General features: G+C 67.4%; 14 protein-coding genes. 6 read left to right on the top strand and 8 right to left on the bottom strand.

Going from position 1 to position 22,638, the window contains the following annotated elements:
- Positions 1-251: 251 nt before the first annotated feature.
- A complete protein-coding gene (locus AC07OZ_RS09565) occupies positions 252-5,699 on the top strand; it encodes a diguanylate cyclase (protein WP_495466915.1) in 5,448 nt (1,815 codons plus the stop codon).
- A gap of 66 nt (positions 5,700-5,765) precedes the next feature.
- On the opposite strand, the gene AC07OZ_RS09560 is transcribed toward AC07OZ_RS09565, so the two are convergent.
- A complete protein-coding gene (locus AC07OZ_RS09560) occupies positions 5,766-6,680 on the bottom strand; it encodes a TIGR02285 family protein (RefSeq protein ID WP_495466914.1) in 915 nt (304 codons plus the stop codon).
- A 245-nt stretch (positions 6,681-6,925) separates the two neighbouring features.
- On the opposite strand from AC07OZ_RS09560, the gene AC07OZ_RS09555 reads away from it, so the two are divergent.
- From AC07OZ_RS09555 to AC07OZ_RS09540, 4 genes are read left to right on the top strand one after another with little or no spacing between them, the layout of a single operon-like run.
- Complete coding sequence (locus tag AC07OZ_RS09555) at positions 6,926-7,249, top strand: hypothetical protein (RefSeq protein ID WP_495466913.1); 324 nt, start codon at positions 6,926-6,928, stop codon at positions 7,247-7,249.
- A gap of 13 nt (positions 7,250-7,262) precedes the next feature.
- Positions 7,263-9,116 (top strand): hypothetical protein, encoded by a 1,854-nt coding sequence (locus AC07OZ_RS09550; protein WP_495466912.1) that lies wholly within the window; start codon positions 7,263-7,265, stop codon positions 9,114-9,116.
- Entirely contained in the window at positions 9,113-11,707 is a 2,595-nt protein-coding gene (locus tag AC07OZ_RS09545) for an RHS repeat-associated core domain-containing protein (protein WP_495466911.1), read from the top strand. The genes AC07OZ_RS09550 and AC07OZ_RS09545 overlap by 4 nt, the downstream gene beginning before the upstream one ends.
- On the top strand, positions 11,704-12,294 hold the full coding sequence (locus AC07OZ_RS09540) for a hypothetical protein (protein ID WP_495466910.1): 591 nt from the start codon (positions 11,704-11,706) through the stop codon (positions 12,292-12,294). The genes AC07OZ_RS09545 and AC07OZ_RS09540 overlap by 4 nt, the downstream gene beginning before the upstream one ends.
- Positions 12,295-12,442: 148 nt before the next feature.
- On the opposite strand, the gene AC07OZ_RS09535 is transcribed toward AC07OZ_RS09540, so the two are convergent.
- The 3 genes from AC07OZ_RS09535 to AC07OZ_RS09525 form a co-directional block, all read right to left on the bottom strand.
- Entirely contained in the window at positions 12,443-13,402 is a 960-nt protein-coding gene (locus AC07OZ_RS09535) for a sulfate ABC transporter substrate-binding protein (RefSeq protein ID WP_495467357.1), read from the bottom strand.
- A 288-nt stretch (positions 13,403-13,690) separates the two neighbouring features.
- A complete protein-coding gene (locus AC07OZ_RS09530; protein WP_495466909.1) occupies positions 13,691-16,468 on the bottom strand; it encodes a TonB-dependent receptor plug domain-containing protein in 2,778 nt (925 codons plus the stop codon).
- 200 nt (positions 16,469-16,668) lie between these two features.
- Complete coding sequence (locus AC07OZ_RS09525) at positions 16,669-17,616, bottom strand: CysB family HTH-type transcriptional regulator (RefSeq protein ID WP_067280248.1); 948 nt, start codon at positions 17,614-17,616, stop codon at positions 16,669-16,671.
- A 222-nt stretch (positions 17,617-17,838) separates the two neighbouring features.
- Here AC07OZ_RS09525 and AC07OZ_RS09520 point away from each other — a divergent pair, with 222 nt between their 5' ends.
- Positions 17,839-18,792 carry a hypothetical protein gene (locus AC07OZ_RS09520; protein ID WP_495466908.1) on the top strand — a complete coding sequence of 318 codons (954 nt, stop codon included), beginning with the start codon at positions 17,839-17,841 and terminating at the stop codon, positions 18,790-18,792.
- 48 nt (positions 18,793-18,840) lie between these two features.
- Here the strand turns inward: AC07OZ_RS09520 and AC07OZ_RS09515 are convergent, their stop codons facing one another.
- Genes AC07OZ_RS09515 through cysT form a run of 4 tightly spaced genes read right to left on the bottom strand, consistent with a single transcriptional unit; the run spans position 18,841 to position 22,604 of the window.
- On the bottom strand, positions 18,841-19,764 hold the full coding sequence (locus tag AC07OZ_RS09515; protein ID WP_495466907.1) for a CysB family HTH-type transcriptional regulator: 924 nt from the start codon (positions 19,762-19,764) through the stop codon (positions 18,841-18,843).
- On the bottom strand, positions 19,761-20,834 hold the full coding sequence (locus tag AC07OZ_RS09510) for a sulfate/molybdate ABC transporter ATP-binding protein (RefSeq protein WP_088408064.1): 1,074 nt from the start codon (positions 20,832-20,834) through the stop codon (positions 19,761-19,763). The genes AC07OZ_RS09515 and AC07OZ_RS09510 overlap by 4 nt, the downstream gene beginning before the upstream one ends.
- Complete coding sequence (gene cysW, locus AC07OZ_RS09505) at positions 20,831-21,721, bottom strand: sulfate ABC transporter permease subunit CysW (protein WP_495466906.1); 891 nt, start codon at positions 21,719-21,721, stop codon at positions 20,831-20,833. The genes AC07OZ_RS09510 and cysW overlap by 4 nt, the downstream gene beginning before the upstream one ends.
- 1 nt (position 21,722) lies before the next feature.
- Positions 21,723-22,604, bottom strand: coding sequence for a sulfate ABC transporter permease subunit CysT (gene cysT / locus AC07OZ_RS09500; protein ID WP_431259940.1), 882 nt, complete (start codon positions 22,602-22,604; stop codon positions 21,723-21,725).
- Between the last annotated feature and the right edge of the window lie 34 nt (positions 22,605-22,638).

The following is a 22,638-nucleotide window of genomic DNA, read 5'->3' as shown; positions in this document are numbered from 1 at the left end:
GCCTGACGTGGTGCAACCTGCGATCAGAACTGCAGCGCACACGGCGGCGGTACGCCAGCAGGTTCTATAAGAGAGCGGAAATCGGGTCATTGGCGAGTCTCCAGGAAGCAGTCAAAAGGGACACACACTCTTCGCGGATCGGCGGCCGGCAGCAATGACTCGAATCGGTCAATTTCCCACCTGTCCAGGGGAGCGAAGCGGATCCGCCGCAGGCAGCCGTTACAGTCCGACAGCAACAGAGAGCGGATGGGATGACGGACAGACGAGCGTGGGAGGCGACCGATCCAGGGGCCTGGCTGACGGAGCGGATGCTCCATCAGGGCCGCCGGAGCGAGGTCGTCCGGGTGGGTGACGGACAAGGCGGTACGGCGTTGCTCAAGCGCCTGCGCGATCACCGTGCCGATCCCGCCGCTGTCGCCAGGATGCGCCGCGAATTCGAGCTCGCGCAGCGCCTCGATCCGGTGTTTGTGCTGCGACCCACCGCGTTGATCGAGCATGAGCGTCGCCCCGTGCTGCTGCTGCCGGATCTCGGCGCGGAGACCCTGCGGGACCGCCTGCGGCGCGGTACGCTGGACAACGACGAACTCATCCGCATCGCCCTCGACCTGGTCGAGGCGCTCCAGCACCTGCATGGTCAGGGGCTCATCCATCGCAACCTCGGACCGGGACAGATCGTGCTGCTGCCCGGCGCGGGCCGCGAGGCGCGCAAGGTCCTGATCGCGGACCTCGGGCTCGCCGCGGAGATCGAGCGCGAGCGGCCGCTCGTCCAGCGGGCCGAATTGATCGAGGCGTCGCTCGCGACGCTCGCCCCGGAGCTGACCGGCCGCATGAGCCGCGACGTCGACTACCGGGCCGATTTCTACAGCTTCGGCGCCACGCTGCTGGAAGCGCTGACCGGCGCGCCGCCGTTCAACATCGACGATCCCGCGCGCGCCGTGCATGCGCATCTGGCGCTCGCGGCGCCGATGGCGACGACGCGCAATCACCAGGTCTTCGCGCCACTGGCGCATGTGGTGGCGCACTGCCTGCACAAGGAGCCCGAAGGCCGCTACCAGAGCCATCAGGCGCTGCGGCACGACCTGCAGCTCTGCGAGGCGGCCCTGGAACAAGGCCGCGGACTGCCGGGCTTCGAGCCCGGACAGGGCGACGCCGCCGTGCGATTCCAGCCCAGCGGGCGTCTCTACGGTCGCGAGTCCGCGCAGGCGCAGCTCGGACAGGCGTTCGAGGATGCCGCGCATGGACAGGCCGCCGGCGCCGGGCTGGTGGCCGTGGCGGGTTTCTCCGGCATCGGCAAGACGGCACTGGTGCTGGCCGCGCAACGCAGCCTGCTGGCGCAGCGCGGGCACTTCGCGGCCGCCAAGTTCAACCAGTACGGCCAGGACCGTCCGTACGGTCCGCTGCTGCATCTGCTGCTCCAGCGCGCCGCGCAGGTCATGGCGCTGGCCGCGCCACAGCAGGCGATCTGGCGCGACCGTCTGCGCGAGCGCCTCGGCGCGAATGCCGCGCTGCTTGCGCAGGCGCTGCCGGAGATGACCTCGTTGCTCGTGCTGGACGCGCCGCTGATGCCGGTGGGGCCGGCGGAGGCGGAGAACCGCTTCCTGCGCGCCGTCAGCCAGGGCTTCGCCGCGCTGGCGGGCGAGGGCGAGCCGCAGACGCTGTTCCTCGACGACTGGCAGTGGGCCGACCGCGCCTCGCGGCGCCTGCTGCGCGAGTGCCTGCACGACGCGACGCTGCGCCACACGCTGTTCGTCATCGCCTATCGCGACAACGAGATCCTGCCCGGTCATCCGATCGCGCAGGAACTGGCGGAATTGCGCCAGCAGCTCGGAGAGCGCTTCATGCCCTTGCGCGTCGGCCCCCTGGGGCTGGACGACACACGCCACCTGCTGGCCGACAGCCTGCATCGGGATCCGGTCGAAGAAGACGCGGGCCTCGACGAGCTCGCCCGCCTCTGCCAGACGCGCACCGCGGGCAATCCGTTCTTCCTGCGCCGGCTGCTGGAGGACCTCGTCCGTCGCGGCCTGATCCACTACGACACCACGGCCCAACGCTGGGATCACGCGCTGGAGCGCATCGCGGCGACGCGCACGGCGGACAACGTCGTCGCCCTGATGTTGCAGCAGCTCGAGCGCCTGCCCGACGCGACGCGACAGGCGCTGAGCGTGGCGGCGCTGCTGGGCGCGGGCTTCAACCTCGACAGCCTGGCCACCGCGCTGGATGTGCCGGCCGACCTGCTCGCCACCGATCTGCTGCCGGCGCTGCAAGCCCAACTGCTGGTGCCGGCGAGCGCGATGTACCGCTATGCGCCGCAACTGCAAGGCCAGGCCAGCGAGTCCGTCCGTTATGCCTTCGCGCATGACCGCGTGCAGGAGGCGGCGCTGCAGCGCATCCCGGCCGACCAGCGGCCCGCGCTGCAGCTGCGCATCGGCCGGCTGCTGCGCGACGGCCATCGCGCCGCGCATCCGGACGCGCCGCTGCCTTACACCGTGCTGCATCACCTGAACGCGTCGCGGCTGTTGCTGCATGAGCCGCAGCACGAGGCCGAGCGCCTGGCGCTGGCCGGCTTCAACGCCCAGGCCTCCCGGCAGGCGATGGACGCGGCCGCGTTCGAACCCGCCGCGGATTACGCCGAACTCGCGCTCGAACTGGCGCCCTGCTCGCCGCAGCGCGCGGCCTGGCTGCATCACGCGGCGCGCATGGCTTATCTGGCCGGCCGGCCGTCTCGCATGGACGCCCTGCTCGAATCGGCGATCGCCGACGCCGAGGACAACGCGCAGCGGGCGCGGCTGCTGGAAGTCCGCATGGAGGCCTTCTACGCGCAAGGCCGGCTCGCGGACACCGTCGACCTCGGACTCGAGTTGTTCCTGCTGCTCGGCGCGGAGTTGCCGCGTGCCGGCGGCCCCGACGCGATGGCGCAGGTCATGCAGCTGCTGGCCGACCTGCAGCAGGAGATCGCCGGGATCGGCCTGGACACGCTGGCCGCGCGGGGACCGATGCGCGACGAGCAGCGCCTGCTGCTGATCTCGATCGCCGCCAAGATGACCGCCGCCGCCTACATCGTGCGGCCGGCGCTGCTGCCGCTGCTGACGCTGTTCCAGGTCCGGCTGATGGTCGACCACGGGCATGTGCCGCAGGCGCTGTCGGCGTACTCGGTGCTGGGTCTGATGTGCGCGGAGTTCCTCGGCGACTACCGCTTCGCCCACGACCTGGGCCGCATGTCGACGGAGCTCGTCGAGCGGCACGGCTGGATGCAGGTCTTCGCGCATGCGGGCTTCTCGTTCCACGCCTTCCTCAGCCACTGGGTCCAGGGGCTGCGCGTGAGCATGGACGGCCTGATGCAGACGCATCGCAACGGACTGGAGTTCGGCAACCTGCGCCATGCGGGCCTCGGCTTGTACGTGCATGACGTGCATGCGCTGCTGTCGGGCATGCCGCTGCCGGCGCTGGAGGATCAACTCGTCACGCACGGACAGCGCCTGCGCGCGATGCGCCAGCCGGTGGCGGCGGACTATGAGGACGCGCTGCTCGGCCTCGTGCGCGCGTTGCGCCAGCCCCGGCTGCCCGAGGAGGGCTTCGAGGGGCTGGAGGCGCTCGCGCGGACCTACGGTGAGCGCCAGGACCAGACCGGCCTGATGTTCCTGCACGGCTGGCAGGCGGTGCTGCATTTCATCGCCGATCGGCCGGAGCCTGCCCTGCGTCTCGCCCTGGAAGCGCGAGCGCTCTTCGCCGCGGGCCGCGGCATGCATGCGCAATCGCTGCTGCTGTTCATCGCGGCCTGGGCAGCGCAACGCGTCGCGCTGGCGGACGGCGCGCGCGACCAGGCCTTGGAGGACGACGCGCTGCGTCGCCTGCAACGCTGGAGCGCCGCCGGTCCCGGGCATCTGCACGACCGGGTCGCGCTGCTGCAGGCGCAGCAGGCGATGCTGGCCGCCGCGCCGGTGAATGAGATCGATCGGCTGCTGGACGACGCATTGGCAGCGGCAGAGGGACCACACGGGACGCCGCTCGACGTGGCCGCCGTCCTGCGGGCGCAGGTCGACGCCTGGCGTGATCGCGAACCGGCGCGCGCCGGTCGGGCCCGGTTGCGGCTGCAGCAGGCCTGGAAGGACTGGGGCGTCACGGCGCTCGCGGGTGAGGCGATGTCGCTGCCGATGGGCGACCGTCACACGCCGATCGAAGCGGCGGCCGAGGCCGGCGAGATCCGGGCCGACGCCGCCGACCTCAGCACCTTGACGAAGGCCGTGCAGGCGATCAGCAGCCAGCCCGACCTGCCGCGCCTGTTGCGGCGCCTGCTGGAGGTCGTGGCCGAGAACGCCGGCGCGCAGCGCGCGGCGATCGTGCTGGCCACCGGCACTGCAGGCACGGCCGCCGCGGCGGGTGCAGCGGGTGCGTCGCGCTGGGTGCTGCAGGCCGAGGCCACGCTCGGCGATTCGCCAAGGCTGCACCTGCTCGAGCAACTCCCGCTGGAGCGCGCGGGCCAGCAACTGCCGCTGACGCTGATGAGCCGCGTGCTGCGCGACGGTCAGCGCGAGCTGATCGTCGACGCGCGCGGCCTGGCCACGATGGAGGACTACTTCCAGCGCCACCCGTCGCCGCCGCGCTCGGTGCTGGCGTTGCCGCTGCTCAAGCAGGGGCAGACGGTGGGTGCGCTGTACCTCGAGAATGCCGCCGCCGCGGGTGTGTTCACCGAGGCGCGCGTGAGCTTCCTGGAACTGCTGTGCGCCAACGTCGTCAACGCGGTGGACAACGCGCGGCTGGTGGCCGAGCTGCAGGAGCTCAATGCCGACCTGGAACGCCGCGTGGCAAGACGAACGCGCGAGCTCGCCGACAGCGAGGAACGCTTGCGCGCCGTCCTGGATCACGCGCCGATCCCGATGGTCGTGACGCGCGAGCACGATGCGTTGATCGTGTATGCCAACGGCCCGTCCGCGGCGATCGCGGGGCGGACGCTGGACGACCTCGTCGGCAAGCCGGCGATCAGCTTCTACCGCGAGCCCGGCGAACGCGACCGCATCCAGCTGAAGTTCAAGGAGCACGGCCAGCTGCAGGGCGAAGAGATCTGCCTCCTGGCGGCCGACGGCAGCGAGCTGTGGATCCTGCTGTCGATGGTACCGGTGGTGTACGACGGCGAGCCGTCGGTGCTGAGCACACTGGTGGACTTCACCGACCGCAAGCGCCTGGAGATCGAGCTGCAGCGCCTGGCGACGACCGACGCGCTGACCGGCGCGGCCAACCGGCGCAGCTTCCTGGAGCACGCCGATGCGGAACTGGCGCGCAGCCGGCGCTACGGATTGGACATGTCGCTGGTGATGATGGACGTCGACCACTTCAAGCGCATCAACGACACGCTGGGCCATGCGCGCGGCGACGCCGCGCTGTGTCACCTGGTGCAGCTGTGCGCGCAGATCGTGCGCAAGCAGGACCTGCTGGGGCGGCTCGGCGGCGAGGAGTTCGGGCTGCTGCTGCCGCAGACCTCGCTGGAAGATGCGACCCACCTGGTGGAGCGCCTGCGGCACCACATCGAGACCAGCGGGCTGGAGCTGCAGCCGGGCTCGGCGCCGACGTCGCTCACGGCGAGCTTCGGCGTGACGGCGCTGCGGCCAGAGGATCTTCGGGTCGAGGAATTGCTCGGTCGCGCCGACCAGGCGCTGTATCGCGCGAAGGACGGCGGACGCAACCGCGTCGAGCGCCAGTCCTGACCCTCACCGGAGGCCGGCGATCACTGGACACCGGCGATGGACGCCAGCGGCCGCCGTCGGTGTCGATCAGGGATCGATGCGGGAGGGCTTGGCGCGTTCGCGATAGAACGCGTCGAAGCGGGCCGCGTAGTGGGCCTTCGTTTCCGGCGTGAGCCAGCGCATCAGGCCCTGCCGCAGGTTGGCGGCGCCTTCCGGACGGCCATAGGCCTTGTCGATGCCACGGATCGCCGCGAGTCCCCACGGCGTGCGCGGGCAGGCGATGCCGGCCATCACCAGCTCGCTGGCGCCCTGGATCGGCACGCTGACGAGGTCCTCCGGATTCCCGGCCATGACCAGCGCCATGTCCATCTCCACCGAGTAGTCGGCGCGGCCGAGGCTGAGCATCTGCAGCACGCGGGCGCCGAAGTCCTTCGGCGAATAGAGCGTGACGGCGCTGTCGACCGAGCGGGCGGCGAGCATCTCGTCGAGCGCCGGACCGTAGCTGCGGCCGTCGATCAGCGCGCCGCGCAGCGTCGGATCGGCCAGCAGCCGGGACAGCTGCACTTCGCCGACGGCGTTGCGCGGGAGGCGCTTGAGCTTGTCGCGGCGAACGACCAGGCCCGGCGGCGGCGTGAGCTGGGTGTTGATGAAGTAGGCCGCCTTCTCGCGATCAGGCGTGCGGACCATGTTGGCGCGGCAGACCTCTTCGCCGTTCTCGATCATCTGCCAGCTGCGCTTGGCGTTGGCGAAGACGACCTCGTGCTGGACGCCCGGCCATTGCTTCTCGAGGTAGGCCGTGACGCGCCCGGTCACGCCGCTGGCGTCGGAACCCGTCATCTGCGGCGCATGGTCGGAAGCGAGCCAGGTGATCCGGGTCACCGGTGGTGGCGGGGTCGATTGCGCGAAGGCTCCGCCACCCGCCCCGCTGATCGATAGCACGACACCGCAAATCGCGGAGCACGCCCGTGGTTGGATACGAGAGAGTTTCACAGGCGCGAGCATAAGCCGCCTCTAGAATGGTGCCATTCGGACGTGCGCCGTTTTTGGCAAATGGCCTCAAGAGAAGGCTGTCCGCGGCGCGCGCAGGGAGGAAACATGTCATCGCCCATTGCACGGCCGAGCGTTCGCACGGCCATCCGCCGTTGCGCCGCTCGCGAGGAGCGATGCGCCTCCGCCCCCATCCACAGTCCGCGCGCCTGCACCGTATGGTGTGGTGGCGCAGCCATGTCCCTGGAGAACGTCCAACCATGACACGTCTCGCCATTGGCAAGCAAATCGCATTGCCGTTGATCTGTTTGACCGCGCTCTTGAGTTCCATGGAGCTTCGAGCGGCGCCTGCGGAGGGGAGCTCCGCGCCCGTGACCGTGCAGCGGTATCGCTACGACGCGGGCGGGCGGCTCTTGGCCCAGGAACTTCAATCCGGACCGGGCGCCGCGGAGAGCTTTGACCTCGACGCCGCCGGGAATCGGACGAAGGTCGTCCGAGCGCAGGGGCCCGCACCCAAGCGTTTCAACCCGCAGCCATCGCCCGCAGTACTTCAGGCGATCTTGACAATCCTTCTCGACGATTGAACCGGCAGATCAAATGAAGCGATTCAACAAGATCGGGCTTCGGCTGATTGCCGGAGTTCTGGGCGCGGCGTGCTCTCTCGGCGCCAATTCAGCGACGTACGACGCCGTTGTGGCTTTCCCAGACCTGGCGCAGGAGGACGAACTCGGCGTCGACATCGTGTCCGGCCTGCCCTCCGTGGAGTTGGCGGCACTGAAATTCGGCGGAAACCGTGAATTGAAGTTCAAGTCTGTCGCCGGAGGACTCTTTGCGGGGTCAGGCCTTGACCACACGTACCGCGGCACGATCGAGTGGGTCCCCGCAGACGGTTGGTACTCCGACCCTCAGCGGAGGTCGCAGTACGTGGTCTCCATGGGGCCAATGACCGAACGCTTCTTTAAAACAAGCACCGGCTTCCAATCCGTGAACAAGGGCGGCCTCCTGCGCGAAGACGCCGATGGTTACGACTACATCGCGTCTGACGGAACGCGTGTGCGCTTCAAGAAGGGCCTCTGGTATCGATCGTGGCTGATCACGCCCGCTACCGCAGTCGCGGTGTCTGTGACAAGCCCATCCGGACCTGTCGCGAAGATCAACTGGAAGACGGAAAGTCTCTTCGTGAATGGCGCCGCCAACTCCTACCTGCAGAGTCGCATCCAGTCGGTGGAGTTCTCCGACGGATATCTGCTCAAGTTCGAATATGAAGGCAATCGCGCCCAGTCTTCGGACAAGCTGACGGAAGCGTGGTTGCGGCAGAAACGCGCCTATGCCATCAATCGCGTCCACGAATACTGCGACCCGATGGCCGACACATGCAGCACGAGCTTGGCATGGCCGACGGCTACGGTTGCCTGGGACACCACAAAGGTGTGGCTCCCCAACACCTCCAAACTGGAGCCCAATGTCTTGACCGTCACTCAACCCAGCGGCGCAGTGACAAAAGCCAGGACCAATGCCGACGCGAAGGTCACGGAGGTCCGCTACCCCGGACAGACGGATTACACGACGCAGTTCGAATATTGCGGCGATCGATACAACTGCTATTGGTGGAATGGCAGCGAGGGGAGCCTGGTTCTTGGCCGCGTGCAGTTCGGCTACAAGAATGGGCAGAAGTGGACGTACACAGTGGCGCCGCAGACTTTGGGCAACTACATCGCCATATTCCAGTCCTCCGGGCCGAATGGGTTCAAACAGGTGGTGCGCCGCGTCACACAGAATTCGGGTGCGCTGGCTTCGGTCCGGGAAACCGACGGCCGAACCGTTGGTTATGCGGCCGATGACCGCAACCTGCCGACCTCGGCGTCGGCCCCGGGTCTCGCTTCGATCACGCCGGTCTTCGACAGCCGAGGCAACCGCATCAGCGCCGAGCAGACAGGTCGACTTCCCTCGGGCGAAGAGCAGACGATCAAGACGTCCGCGACGTTCAAGGAAAACTGCACCGCAGAGGACGCTTCTTGCAACAAGGAGACCTCGTACACCGATGCCAATGGAAGTGTCAGCCGGTTCTTCTACAACGCGCAGACCGGTCTGCTTGAGCGTCAGCTGATGCCGGCCGTCGATGGTGTGGTGGCTGAAGTCCGCAACGAGTACACGCAACTCCAGGCGATCTTCTTCACGGCATCCGGCCTCAAAGGCTTCTCCGGTGTTTCCGAAACGAAGCTATCCAGGACAACGGAATGCACGACCGGCGGCATGACCAACGGCGTGTGTGACGTCGCGGGATCGAGCGTCGTGACGGAGATGGACTACGACGCCGACGCGAATCTTCAACTCAGATCGCTCAAGAAGACCTGGGGCGGCGAATCTCAGCTGACCTGCTTCTCCTACGACCGGAATGGCAATCGGACCGCGGTCCGTAAAGTGGCCAATGCGTCGGGAGGTTGCCAATGACAAAGCGTCTCAATCTCTGGAAATGCGGGCTGGTGCTGGCTTCGCTGGTATCGGCAATGGGGTCGGCGCTGGCGCAGGACCGGACGACGGACTCCCGATTCGATGCTCGGGGGCTCCTGATCGCCAAGATCTTTCCGGCCACGGCGGGTCAGACCACGCGCGCGGCGGAGCGATACGGTTATACAAACGGCGAGCCAACTCGCGTCGAAAAGGGCGTGCTAACGGGATCGCCCGACGATCCAGAAAATTGGGGTGCGCGCTTCAGCATCGTCGAGACGGCTGTCACCACACACGACAGCAGAGGCAATCGCATCAAGCTGGACATGACGACCAGTGCTGGGTTCAGACAGGTTCAGCAGTATTCGTACGACGAATTCGATCGTCTGACCTGTGAAGCGCAGCGCATGGATCCGTCGACGTTCGATGCGCTCCCATCGGATGCGTGTACGTTGTCCAACCCGAGTGCTTCCGAGCCGGATCGAATCGTCAAGAAGACCTACGACACCGAAGGTCGGGTCCTGACGGTTACCCACGCAGTTGGCACGACGGCGCAACGCACAGTACTGACGCAAACCTACACCGACGCGGGTTCGGTGGCCACGGTCAAGGACGCCAACGGCAATCTGTCTACCAACGAGTATGACGTTTTCAACCGGCGGACTGCGTGGCGTTTCCCGGATCCTTCGAACGTCGGCGTTTCTTCGACGACGGACAAGGTGACCTATACGTACGATAAGGCAGGACAGTTGCTGGGTCGCACGACTCGGGACGGCCACACGATCAACTATGACCGTGATGAGCGAGGACGTGAGAAGGGGCGTCGCTTCAACGGTGGTTCGCTGGACGTGAACTTCGAACTCGACAACACCGGACAGATCAAGCGGGCGTACTTCGCAGGGACGGGTGCCAGCGATCTGAGATACGAGTACGACGGATTCGGCAGCCTCAGATCGGAAACTTCCAGCCGCGGAACGAAGAGCTACAAGACCTCTTTCCATTACGACAGCCTGGGCTCGCTCACGGAGATCGTCTATCCGACTGGGATGGTCGTACGTCGAGATGTTGACGCCTCGGGCCAAGTGGGCGCGCTATACGTGGGTCCGATGAAGCTTGTCGAGTACGGCTACGACCCCCGCGGGCGGTTGACGAGTGCGATGGTGGGCGGACGGACGCTGAAGCAGACCTTTGACTACGGCGCGGACCAACGCGTCAGCTCGGTGACGATCGGCACGAGCTCTGCCCAGACTGGCGTAGGCGTCACGTTCGGCTTCACTCGGAACCAGGCTGGCCAGATCGTTACACGAGGGTTGAGCAACGAGTTCTATGTCTATCCCGGTGACGCCGATGAGACGGTGACCTACACGTCGAACGGACGCAATCAATACAGCTCCGTCAGCAATGCTGCGGTCGGTTGGAACGACAACGGGCAGCTGTCGACCCTGGGTCAGCAGGCCTTCAAGTACGACGTCGAAGGCAAGCTTGTCCAGACCACCGGAAATCGGCCGTCCACCTTGTCCTACGATCCCATGGGGCGTCTGGAGAGTGTGCAGGTACCGGGTCAGGCGCGCGTGGAATTCATCCACGTGGGCCAGGAGGTCGGTATCGAACTCAGCAACGGCAACGTGATGGCTCAGTACATCCACGGGATTCATGGCCAGTTGGTGGCTCGTGCGGGCGGAGGCAACACCGTGCAGGCCTTCTACATGGTGGATGAAAGGGGTTCTCCGGTGTTGACCACCGACGCGGTCGGGTGGCCGTCAGGGGTCGCCAGCTATAGCGCCTATGGCAAGGCTGACGTTCGCGGAGCCGGTTCGCGATTCGGTTTCGGAGGGAATCTGGAACTGGGAGAGATCGGGCTGATCTACAACCAGGCACGGTTCTACAGTGCGGAACTGGGGCGATTCATCCAGACAGATCCGGCCGAGTATGAGTCCGATGCCAACCTGTACGCGTTCGCCGAGAACGACCCGATGAACAACGCCGATTCGACCGGACTTGGCACCGAGGGCGACTGCTCGGCAGGTTCGTCGAAGACCTGCGATGAATCGAAGGCATCCGGTCAGGGCGCGGTGCCGACGCAGGCGGGAGCGGCCGCGGCAGTCGGGCGCCTGCCTACGGTGACGATCGGGAAGGCGCCCGCCCAATCCCTTCCAAAGCCGGCGGTCGGCGGCGTTTTCATCCGGACGCTCGGTGTAGGGTTGAGTCTCGCGGTGACACCGTCTGATCTCGGCGATGGCACCATCAATGGGCCGCTGCTGGCGTCTGAACATACCTTCAGGAAGCGCTTGCGCGACAAGGACGGCCTGTCGGTCGCGGCGGCCGCAGGCATGGAGGCCCACCATATCGCGCTACGTACCCACCCAGGTGCAGCGGTCGCCCGCAGCAATCTGGCCGCCGTAGGCATTGATGTCAACGATCTCGAGAACGCGGTGATGCTTCCCAAGAGCGTGCACGGTGGTGTTCATACGCCCGTATATATCGACGAAGTGAACCGGGTTACGACCCTCGCGCTGGCAGGCGGTAGAGACGCGATGATCAATACACTCAATGTGATCCGCGTCAGGCTTGTGACCACGGGGAAATATCCATGAACATCTGGTCCCTTGAGCGAGGGAATGGTCTTCCAATGATCGCGCCCGACGTGCCATCGGAGTTCCTGGCCCGAATGTTGCGGAATGGCGCTCATCCGGCGACCTACCGGGAAGTGTTGAGCGAGTTGGACGACGAGGCCAGGCCATGGCGCGTCGCCACGGAGCAGGGATTCGTCGATCAGGAAGTCAGACATGACCTTCTGATCTGGAACACGACCGTCCTCTTGTCGGGACCGGCCCTGGCACTCGCCATCGGGTGCGGAGCCTCGGCGTCCGAATTCCTGACTTGTCTCCTGTCGGCCAATGAGGAACGGTTTCACCTCTTCGTGCCTTCGGCCGGGGTCGATCTCATCGACTACGACGCATCGCGCTTCAACATGGTCATTCCGGTGACGCCTCCCATCTACATCCGGCTTGAGCATCTCGTGCGGAGGGAAGGGATTGCGCCTGAAGACCTCCCGCCGATCTTTCAGGCGACGATGCCCGGTTATCAACATCTGGGCGCGGAAGTCCTGGTCACCGACGCCTTCAAGTCAGCCTGGGAAGCCGCTGGCTTGACCGGCGCGTCGTTCCGCTCACTCGATTGACCGGCGAAAAAAAGCCCCGCCGACTTGTGGCCGGCGGGGCTGCTCGCACAGAGCGAACGGTCTGGTTGCCTGGAGGGCCGCTTGCGCGGCACCCGAGACCGACCGAGGAGACAAACGTTGAATACCTGTCGCGAGGTCCCGTCGGGACTCAGCGCACCGCGCTGATCTGGTCGAAGACGCCGCCGTCGTCGAAGTGCGTCTTCTGCGCATTGCGCCAGCCGCCGAAGACTTCGTCGATGGTCACCAGCTTCACCGGGGCGAAGGTCTTGGCGTACTTCGCGGCGATCTTGGGGTCCCGCGGGCGGTAGTAGTTCTTGGCCGCGATCTCCTGGCCTTCCGGCGAGTACAGGTACTCCAGATAGGCCTGGGCGACCTTGCGCGTGCCCTTCTTGTCGACGGTCTTGTCGACCACCGACACCGGCGGCTCGGCCAGGATCGACAGGCTCGGGGTGACGATCTCGAATTTCTCCGGACCCAGTTCCTTCACCGCCAGGTAGGCCTCGTTCTCCCAGGCGATCAGCACGTCGCCGATGCCGCGTTCGACGAAGGTCGTCGTCGAGCCGCGCGCGCCGGAGTCCAGCACCTTGGTGTTGGCGTAGATGCGCTTGACGAAGGCTTTCGCCGACTCGGCATTGCCGCCCGGCTGCTTCAGCGAATACGCCCACGCGGCCAGGTAGTTCCAGCGCGCGCCACCCGAGGTCTTCGGATTCGGCGTGATCACGTCGATGCCGCTGCGGGCCAGATCCGGCCAGTCGTTGATGTGCTTCGGGTTGCCCTTGCGCACCAGGAACACGATGGTCGAGGTGTAGGGCGATGCGTTGCTGGGCAGACGCTTCTGCCAATCGGCCGGCACCAGCTTGCCGTGGTCGTGCAGCGCGTCGATGTCGTAGGCCAGCGCCAGCGTGACGACGTCGGCATCCAGGCCGTCGATCACCGAGCGGGCCTGCTTGCCCGAGCCGCCGTGCGAGTTCTTCACCGTGACGGTTTCGCCGGTCTTGGCCTTCCAGTACTTCGCGAACGCGGCGTTGTAGTCCTGGTAGAGCTCGCGGGTCGGGTCGTAGGACACGTTGAGCAGCGTGACCGAGCCCTGCGCATGGGCCAGGGGCATCAGCGCGGCACCGCTCAGCAGGGCGGCGGTGGCGAGCAGCGAGACTTTGCGGCGGAGTGGGTTCACGGGATTCTTCTCATCACGGGGGGGTGGAGGGGAGCGCTCAATGTAGGCAAGCGCACATTCAAAGGGAACGAAGAAGATCTGCTTTGCTTTGCACCGTTCCCGGAAAAATGGGCCGCCCCCTCGTGAGGAGCGGCCCGCAAGCCGAGGCGGGGTCGCCGCGGCAGTCGGAACCGGCGGAACGACGCGGCTTGATCCGCATCGGCCGAAGGCTTCGGGGCGGCGTCAGGCGCCGAAGCAGTGCTCCAGCTCGATCCAGCCTTGCCGCCCGTGCGGCGAGTAGTAGCCGACCGGGTAGTACGGCCAGGTGGCGCTCGGATCGCGGCGGATCTTGTCGAACAGGTTGTTGACGATCAGGCTGACGCTGGTCCGCTTGCCGATCTGCCAGGCGGTGCTCGCGTTGAAGTTCCAGTAAGGGCCCAGCGTGCCCTCGTGGTCCTCGCGCGCGATGCGGCCGTTGCGCTGCGCCGAGAGTGCGTGGGTCCAGTCGCCGGTCTGCCAGACCACGCTGGCATTGAGCCGGCTCGGCCAGTCGCTGAAGTCCGGCGTTCCGACGACGTTGCGGTTCTCGTCGCCGGCGAACTGCTGGTACTTGAAGCTCTTCACCCGCGTGTACTTCGCGTCGACCGTCCATTTGCCCCAGGCCGCCGTTCTCCACGAGTAACGCGTGCCGACGTCGACGCCCCAGGTCGACTCGTTCGCCGCGTTGATCGGGTTGACGCGGATCTCCGCGACTTCGCCCGGGCGGACCAGCGCGTCGGCGGGATTGCGGCGCACGCGCGCGATGGCGTCGACGCAGGTCGGCGACTGGATGTCCTTGATGCCGGTGCGGCAGTCCGACTCGTCGCGCAGCACGCCGTCCGCGCTGAGGTCGGTGACCAGGTCGCGGATCGCGATCTTCCACAGGTCCAGCGACACGTCGAAGGACGAGGCCGGCTGCCACACCGCGCCCACGCCCCACGAGCGGCCACGCTCCGACTTCAGGTCCGACGAGCCCGTGCGCACGAAGTTGAAGCCGGGAGAGACGTCTGCGAAGTCGCAGCTCGACAACGGCTGCCCCGTCTGTGCGCAGCGATAGTAGTCCGTCGACGACGAGTAGTAGCCCTTCGTCTGCTGCGCGAAGATGTAATTCATGTCCGGCGCGCGGAAGCTGGTCGCGTGCTGGGCACGCAGCAGCAGGGACGAGAGCGGCCGGAACTCGAGGCCCGCGTTGTAGGTCGTGCTGCCGTCGCTGCGGCCGGCGAATTCATAGCGGTCGTGGCGCGCAGCCAGCGTCGCGGTCAGCTGCTTCGTGATCGGCGCATTGAGTTCGCCGCCCAGCGCCAGCCGCTCGCGCGTGCCGCGCACGGTCGGCGACGTGCTCGTGTTGTAGAAGACGCCTTGACCCAGCCGCGGGTCAGCTTCGTTGCGGAAGCCCTGCGTGCCTGCCTCGGCCACCACGGCCGCCCGCACCGGCCCGCCGGGCAGCTTGAACCATTCGCCGCTGGCCGACGCGCTCAGCTGCTGGTTCCAGCTGGCGTTGCGTGTCCAGCTGCGGTCGGTGACGCTGTCGATCTCCTGCGGCGTCAGCGGGCGGAACAGCCGCGCCGGATCGGCCGAGTAGATCGCCGTGCCGTCCGATTCGGTGCCGAGCTTCTGTCCGAGCAGCAGCTGTTCGATACCCGCCGTCAGCCGCGGTGTCGTCGTGCGGTTCAGGTAGTAGGAACTGTTGGCCGCGACCTCGAAGGTCCAGGTGCCCGTGAGTTCGCCGCGCGCGCCGACGGCGACGTTGTGCGTCGAGTCCTGCCACTTGCGGTTGAAGCGGTCCACGCCGCCGAGCTCCTCGGGCGAGAAGCGCCGCGTCCAGATCTCCCGCAGGCCGGTCGCGGCGTTGCGGAAGTAGCCCTTGCCCGCGATGTCCGAGGTCCAGGTCGGACCGCGCGTGTTGTTCTCGGTCCGTGCCCAGCCGAACTGGCCCTCGGCGAACAGCTCGAGGCCGTGGTCCAGCGCGAGCGTCAACGCACCCGCCGCCTGCGCGCTGCGGTTGCCGGTCTGCGTCGTCCAGTAGGTCGGCGATGCGCGGCCACTGCCGCAGTAGGTGCCGTTCTTCGCCGTGTAGGCCGAGACCGACCCTTCGAACAAGGTGCCTGCGCCGGCACACCCGTCGGTCGGCGCGAGGTAGGCACCGCCGTTGGCGTTGCGGCGACCGAAGACGACCGTCGGCGCGGCGCCCTGCAGCGTCGTGTCGGCCATGAAGTCTCGCTGACGGCTCCAGATCGGCTCGCGGCCGCTGAGCTCGACGCCCCAGACGCCCTGCAGCGCACCGGCATCCAGGCCGCCCGTGATCTGGGCGCGCGCGTTCTCGCCGCCGCCGCGCTGCGTGCCACCGCCGCGCAGGTTCACGGTGACGCCGTCGACATGCTTCTTCAGCACGATGTTGACGACGCCCGCGATCGCGTCGGAGCCGTACACCGACGACGCGCCGCCGCTGAGCACCTCGATGCGGTCGATCAACGCGGACGGGATGTTGGCGATGTTGACGAAGTTGACCGAGCCCTCATACGCGGTCGGGTAGTCCGCGACGCGTCGGCCGTTGACCAGCACCAGTGTGTGGTTGGGCCCGAGGCCGCGCAGGCTGATCGCGTTGGCGGCCGGCGTGAAGGTGTTGCCGAAGTCCTCGCCCTGCGTGAAGCCGGTGTTCTCGGTCAGGTTGCTCAGCGCGTCGGAGACGTTCTTGTAGCCGAGCCGGTCCAGGTCCTCCGACTTGATCACGGTGATCGGGCTCGGGCCCTCGCTGTTGACGCGCGAGATGCGCGATCCGGTGACGACCACCGATGGCAACGGCGCGTCCTTGGCCGGTCCCGCGTCCTGGGTCGGCGCGGCGGCCGATGCAGGTGCCGCGGGCGAAGTGGGCGGCTGGGCCTGTGCGAAAGCGCCGGTGACGGGATAGGCGGCGGCGAGGGCCGCGGCCAGTGTGGCGGCCGGTCCGGTGAGGCGGGCCACGTGCTCGACGAACTGCTTCAAGAGACTTCCTTGTGGGAGTGAACAGGTGAGCCCGTCACTCTAGGAAGCCCGCCCACCGCGCCGAACCAATGCTTTCTGCGTTGCTTAGCTGTGCACCTGGCCTATGCACATGCGGAAAATCTTTCGACACCCCTCGATGGGACGACGCGCCCATCGAGAGCCAGTCGATCAGCCGATGGATGGCCCCGTCGGTTGGTGCGTCAGTCCGAGCCGTTGGGCGCGACGCGCGCCTGCTCCACGAGCTCGCGCGACAGAGGCGGCGCGAAAGTCTCGATGAACGCGTAGACGTAGTCGCGCAGGTAGGCGTCGCGGCGCACCGCGAGCCGCGTCAGGTTGTCCGCGAACAGATGTCTTGCATCGATCGAGCGCAGGTGGCGGTCGCGTTCCTCGTCGTACGCGATGGCGGCGACGATGCCGACGCCCAGGCCCAGCTCGACGTAGGTCTTGATCACGTCCGCATCCATCGCGACCAGCACGACGTTGAGGTCGAGTCCCGCCGCCGCGAAGGCGTCGTCGATGTGCGAGCGGCCGGTGTAGCCGGTCTCGTAGGTGATGACCGGGAACTCGGCCAGGCGCTCCAGCGTCAGCGGCGTGCCGGCGTTGGCTTCGGCCTCGAGCGGATGGCCGGGCGGCACCAGCACCGTGTGGGTCCAGCGGTAGCAGGGCAGTGTCAGCAGTTGCGGATGCAGCGCGAGCGCCTCGGTGGCGATGCCGATGTCCGCCTCGCCATCGATCAGCAGGCGCGCGACCTGCTGCGGCGAACCCTGCGTGAACTGCAGGCTGACCTCGGGATGCGAGTCGCGGAAGTCGCGCACCGCCGGCGGCAGCGCGTAACGCGCCTGGCTGTGCGTCGCCGCGATGCGCAGGTGGCCGCTGTCGGCGCGGGCGAAGTCCTCGCCGGCGCGGCGCAGGTTCTCGGCCTCGCGCAGCAGGCGCTCGACGATGGGCATCACGTTGCGGCCCGGCTCGGTGAGCCCGGTCAGCCGCTTGCCCGCACGGATGAAGATGTCGATGCCGAGCTCGTCCTCGAGCTCGCGGATCTGACGGCTCACGCCGGGCTGCGAGGTGTGCAGCGCTTGCGCGACCTCGGTCAGGTTGAAGTTGCGGCGCTGGGCCTCACGGACGGATCGGAGTTGCTGGAAGTTCATCGTCGGCCACACATCGGGGGAACGTCAGCCGATGCGAGGAGACATCGGAAAGCGTCGGGGGGATCGGATGACGTCGGGAAACGTCGGGAAAGCAGATTGCTTATGCGGATTGATTATTCGAATCCGCGCGCCCGGTGTCCTCCAACAAAAATCGATATGCATTCCCGAGCTGGCTGCATGTGGATAGAAGGCCTAAGCTGTAAAGCTCGCCTGCCGTCCACCATGACTCCCCGTTCCCTGCACCGGTCGTCGACCGTCACGCTGTCGGTCGTGGTCGCGTGTGCCCTCGGCGCGCCGTCCATGTCATGGGCCGTCGACACGATCGTGTGGCTGATGCGCGATGTCGACACGGTGGCGCCGCGCTCCCCCGGCGCGGCCTCGGTGCCCCTGCGGCGCAGTCTGGCGCAGCCGCTGGCGGACTATCTGATGGCGAATTGGGAAACGCCGGCGAAGCACGAGGCGCTGATCGCCAACGTCAAGCGCAGCTGGCGGATGATCGAACAGGGCGAGACGGCCTGTGACCTCGGCGCGTTGCGGACACCGGAACGCGAGGCCATCGCCTACTTCGTCGATATCTACCTGCTTCCGCCGCATCAGCTGATGGTGCGGCGCAGCGCGCTGCCGAAGGTGCCGCGCCTTCCGGACGGCGACGCGGACCTTGAGAAGATCTGGGCCGCGAAACAGCTGCGTGGCGCGATCACCACCGGGCGCAGCTACGGACCGGCGCTCAACGCGCTGCTGGCCAGGCGACCGCCGGGCGTGATCGACGAATACACGACGTCGGACCTCGGCGGGAACATGCTGTCGATGATCGCCATGGGCCGTGCCGACTACACGATCGAATACGACTTCGTGCTCGTCAATCAGCAGGAGCAGCGCGCTGCCGAGGGGCCGGCCGGCGCGAGCGGCAATGGCAAGGTGTCGACCGCGGATCTTGTCAGCCTGTCGATCGCGGGCTTCGGCGATCCCGTGATCTCCAGCATCGCCTGTCCCCGCAACGCGTGGGGCAAACGCATCGCCGGACAGGTGGAGCGCATCCTTGGCACGCCACAGGCGCGGCAGTTCCTGCACGACGACATCGTCGCCCGCCTCAGCCCCGAGGCCAGGGCCCGCTACGGCCCGCGGATCGACGCGTTCTACTTCAACACGAAACCGGCGGCCAGCGCGCCGCGCTGAGAGGAAGGGCCGTCGTTCGATGACGGCAGGCGACGCAGTCGGGTCGCCTTAGGCGTCCGGATCCATCGCCTCGCGCACCGCGTCCTCGGTCAGCTCGGCCACGCATTCCTGCAGGAAGCGATAGGCGAAGCCGCGCAGGTAGTGGCCGCGCTTGAGGGCGATGCGCGTGGTGTTCGGCGGGAACAGGTGCGTCGCGTCGATCAGCTGCAGACCCGCGTCGCGCGCGGGCTCGAAGGCCATCGCCGCGATCACGCCGACACCCAACCCGATCTGCACGTAGGTCTTGATGACGTCCGCGTCCAGCGCCGACATCACCAGGTCCGGCGCCAGGCCCGCCGCGGCAAAGCTCGCGTCGATGCGCGCGCGGCCGGTGTAGCCCTCGTGGTAGGTGATCAGCGGTTGCTCGGCCAGCGCTTCCAACGTCAGCGGCTGGCGCGTCAGCGCATGCCCTTCCGGCACGACGACCGCGTGGCGCCACTCGTAGAACGGGAAGGTGACGAAGGCGTCGTCCTTGCCGAGCGCCTCGGTGGCGATGCCGATGTCGGCCTCGCCGGATTGCAGCAGCGAGACGATCTCCGACGGACTGCCCTGGTGCAGCACCAGGTGCACGCGCGGGTACGCGGCCTTGAAGCGCGCCACGACCTGCGGCAGCGCGTAGCGCGCCTGAGTGTGCGTCGTCGCGATCGTCAGCTGGCCCTGGTCGGCGCTGCTGAACTGCTGCGCCAGACGCTTGATGTTGCGCACGTCCTGCAGCATGCGGTCGACGACGACCGCCAGTTCCTTGCCCGGCTCGGTCAGCCCGAGCAGACGCTTGCCGCGGCGCTGGAAGAGCTCGACGCCGAGTTCGTCCTCCAGGTCCTTGATGTGCTTGCTCACCCCCGACTGCGAGGTGAACAGCGCCGCCGCCACCTCGGTCAGGTTGAAGTTCTGCTGCACCGCCTCGCGGACGATACGCAATTGTTGAAGGTTCATGCCGCCTGGTCGATGCCGAACAGACTCAGGCGCGAGGCCTGCAGACGCACATGCTGACCGGCGGACAGCTGGAGCGCTTCGGCCTGTTCACGGCTGAGTTCGGCCTCGAGGTGCTCGCCCTGCGCGCCGCGCAGCTCGACGCGCGCCGCGGCACCGAAGGCCAGCACGCGCTCCACCGTGGCGGGCAGACCCGGTGCATCCTGCGACGGGATGATCACCAGTTCATGCGGACGCGCGTAGGCCTGCACCAGGCCTTGCTGCGCGCCTTCGATCGAGGCGGCGGCGCCTTGCGCCAGCGTCTGGTCGCCGACGCGCACGATGCCGCTGTCCACGCGGCCTTCGAAGCGGTTGACCGCACCGAGGAAGCCGTAGACGAAGGGCGTCGCCGGACGCTGGTAGACCTCGATCGGCGAGCCGACCTGTTCCACCCGGCCGTGATCCATCAGCACGACGCGGTCGGCGACTTCGAGCGCCTCTTCCTGGTCATGCGTGACGAAGATGCTGGTGATGTGCAGCTCGTCGTGCAGGCGGCGCAGCCAGCGGCGCAGTTCCTTGCGGACCTTGGCGTCCAGCGCGCCGAAGGGCTCGTCCAGCAGCAGCACGCGCGGCTCGACGGCCAGCGCGCGGGCCAGCGCGATGCGCTGGCGCTGCCCGCCGGACAGCTGCGGCGGATAACGGTCGGCCAGCCAGTCCAGCTGCACCAGCTGCAGCAGCTCATGCACCTTGCGCTTGATCTCCGCTTCCGGCGGACGCTGCTTGCGCGGCTTCACACGCAGGCCGAAGGCCACGTTGTCGAAGACCGTCATGTGGCGGAACAGCGCGTAGTGCTGGAACACGAAACCGACCTCGCGCTCACGCACATGCGTGTCCGACGCGTCGGCGCCGTCCAGCAGCACCTGGCCGCGGTCGGCCGTCTCCAGCCCCGCGATGATGCGCAGCAGCGTCGTCTTGCCGCAGCCCGACGGGCCCAGCAGCGCGGTCAGTTCGCCGGTGGGGAAGTCCAGGCTGACGTCGCCCAGCGCCGTGAAGCTGCCGAAGGACTTGTGGATGTTGCGGACCTGGATGCTCATGCTTCTTCCTTCACGACGCTGCGCGTCGCCTGCCATTCCACGAGCTGCTTGAGCCCGAGGGTGACCAGCGCCAGCAGGGCCAGCAGCGATGCGACCGCGAATGCCGCGGCGAACTGATATTCGTTGTAGAGGATCTCGACCTGCAGCGGCAGCGTGTTGGTCTGGCCGCGGATGTGGCCCGACACCACCGACACCGCGCCGAACTCGCCGAAGGCGCGCGCGTTGCACAGGATCACGCCGTAGAGCAGGCCCCACTTGATGTTGGGCAGCGTCACATGCCAGAAGGTGCGGAAGCCGCTGGCGCCGAGCACCGTGGCTGCTTCCTCTTCATCGCGACCTTGCGCCTGCATCAGCGGGATCAGCTCCCGCGCGACGAAGGGGAAGGTCACAAAGACGGTAGCCAGCACGATGCCGGGCACGGCGAAGATGATCTTGACGTCGTGCTCCTGCAGCCAGGGCCCGAACCAGCCCTGCGCGCCGAAGATCAGCACGTAGATCAGGCCCGCGACCACCGGCGACACCGAGAACGGCAGGTCGATCAGCGTGATCAGCAGCTGCTTGCCGCGGAAGTCGTGCTTGGTGATCGCCCAGGCGGCGCTGACGCCGAAGACGATGTTCAGCGGCACCGAGATCACCGCCGCCAGCAGCGTCAGCTTGATGGCGGAGACCGCGTCGGGCTCGATCAGCGAGGCGAGGTAGGTGTCCCAGCCCTTTCGCAGCGCCTCGGTGAAGACGGCCGCCAGCGGCAGCAGCAGGAACAGGGCGAAGAAGGCCAGGCCCAGCGTCAGCAGCGTGTAGCGCACCCAGCGCTTTTCTGCCGTGGCGGGGTTGCCTTGATAGTGGCCGGCCGAGCGGGCCCGGCCGAGCGATGCAGCGGATCCGGCCATGTCAGCGCTTCCCGTCCAGACCGTTGCGACGCAGGCTCCAGGCCTGCAGTCCGTTGATGCCCAGCAGCAGCAGGAACGAGAACACCAGCATCACGACCGCGATCGCGGTGGCGCCGACGTAGTCGTACTGCTCGAGCTTCGTGATGATCATCAGCGGCGTGATCTCGCTGACCATCGGCATGTTGCCGGCGATGAAGATCACCGAGCCGTATTCGCCCACCGCGCGCGCGAAGGCCAGCGCGAAGCCGGTCAGCAGCGCCGGCGTCAGCATCGGCAGCACCACCAGGCGGAAGGCCTGCCAGCGATGCGCGCCCAGCGACGCGGCGGCTTCCTCGAGCTCCGTGTCCAGGTCCTCGAGCACCGGCTGCACCGTGCGCACCACGAAGGGCAGGCCGATGAAGATCAGCGCGATCAGCACGCCCAGCGGCGTGAAGGCGACCTTGATGCCCAGCGGCTCCAGCCACTTGCCCATCCAGCCGTTGGGCGCGTAGAGCGCCGTCAGCGCGATGCCGGCGACGGCGGTGGGCAGCGCGAAGGGCAGGTCGATCAGCGCGTCCACCAGCTTCTTGCCCCAGAAGTCGTAGCGCACCAGCGACCAGGCCAGGATGAAGCCGAAGATCACGTTGATGAACGCGCCCAGCAGCGCCGCGCCGAAGCTCAGCCGGTACGAGGCCAGCACGCGCGGCGAGGTCGCCGCGGCCCAGAAGGCCTCGGCGCCGTGGCCGGCGGACTTCAGGAACACCGCGCACAGCGGGATCAGCACCAGCAGCGAGAGATAGAAGAGCGTGAAGCCCAGCGTCGGTGCGAAGCCGGGCAGCACGCGGCGTCGCTTGCGGGCGGGCGCCGGGGCAGCCTGCGTCGCGGGGAGCACGGCGGTGTTCATCGTCGGGTCGGGAGCTCGGAGATCAGGATCGGAG

The organism is Roseateles sp. GW821-FHT09G03 (assembly GCF_059416045.1).
This window is presented reverse-complemented; position numbering and strand designations above follow the sequence as displayed.

Bases quoted from the DNA above. Each gene is read 5' to 3' on its own strand.
- AC07OZ_RS09565 (WP_495466915.1), top strand. From the start codon at position 252: ATGACGGACAGACGAGCGTGGGAGGCGACCGATCCAGGGGCCTGGCTG.
- AC07OZ_RS09560 (WP_495466914.1), bottom strand. From the start codon at position 6,680: ATGCTCGCGCCTGTGAAACTCTCTCGTATCCAACCACGGGCGTGCTCC.
- AC07OZ_RS09555 (WP_495466913.1), top strand. From the start codon at position 6,926: ATGACACGTCTCGCCATTGGCAAGCAAATCGCATTGCCGTTGATCTGT.
- AC07OZ_RS09550 (WP_495466912.1), top strand. From the start codon at position 7,263: ATGAAGCGATTCAACAAGATCGGGCTTCGGCTGATTGCCGGAGTTCTG.
- AC07OZ_RS09545 (WP_495466911.1), top strand. From the start codon at position 9,113: ATGACAAAGCGTCTCAATCTCTGGAAATGCGGGCTGGTGCTGGCTTCG.
- AC07OZ_RS09540 (WP_495466910.1), top strand. From the start codon at position 11,704: ATGAACATCTGGTCCCTTGAGCGAGGGAATGGTCTTCCAATGATCGCG.
- AC07OZ_RS09535 (WP_495467357.1), bottom strand. From the start codon at position 13,402: ATGCCCCTGGCCCATGCGCAGGGCTCGGTCACGCTGCTCAACGTGTCC.
- AC07OZ_RS09525 (WP_067280248.1), bottom strand. From the start codon at position 17,616: ATGAACTTCCAGCAACTCCGATCCGTCCGTGAGGCCCAGCGCCGCAAC.
- AC07OZ_RS09520 (WP_495466908.1), top strand. From the start codon at position 17,839: ATGACTCCCCGTTCCCTGCACCGGTCGTCGACCGTCACGCTGTCGGTC.
- AC07OZ_RS09515 (WP_495466907.1), bottom strand. From the start codon at position 19,764: ATGAACCTTCAACAATTGCGTATCGTCCGCGAGGCGGTGCAGCAGAAC.
- AC07OZ_RS09510 (WP_088408064.1), bottom strand. From the start codon at position 20,834: ATGAGCATCCAGGTCCGCAACATCCACAAGTCCTTCGGCAGCTTCACG.
- cysW (WP_495466906.1), bottom strand. From the start codon at position 21,721: ATGGCCGGATCCGCTGCATCGCTCGGCCGGGCCCGCTCGGCCGGCCAC.
- cysT (WP_431259940.1), bottom strand. From the start codon at position 22,604: ATGAACACCGCCGTGCTCCCCGCGACGCAGGCTGCCCCGGCGCCCGCC.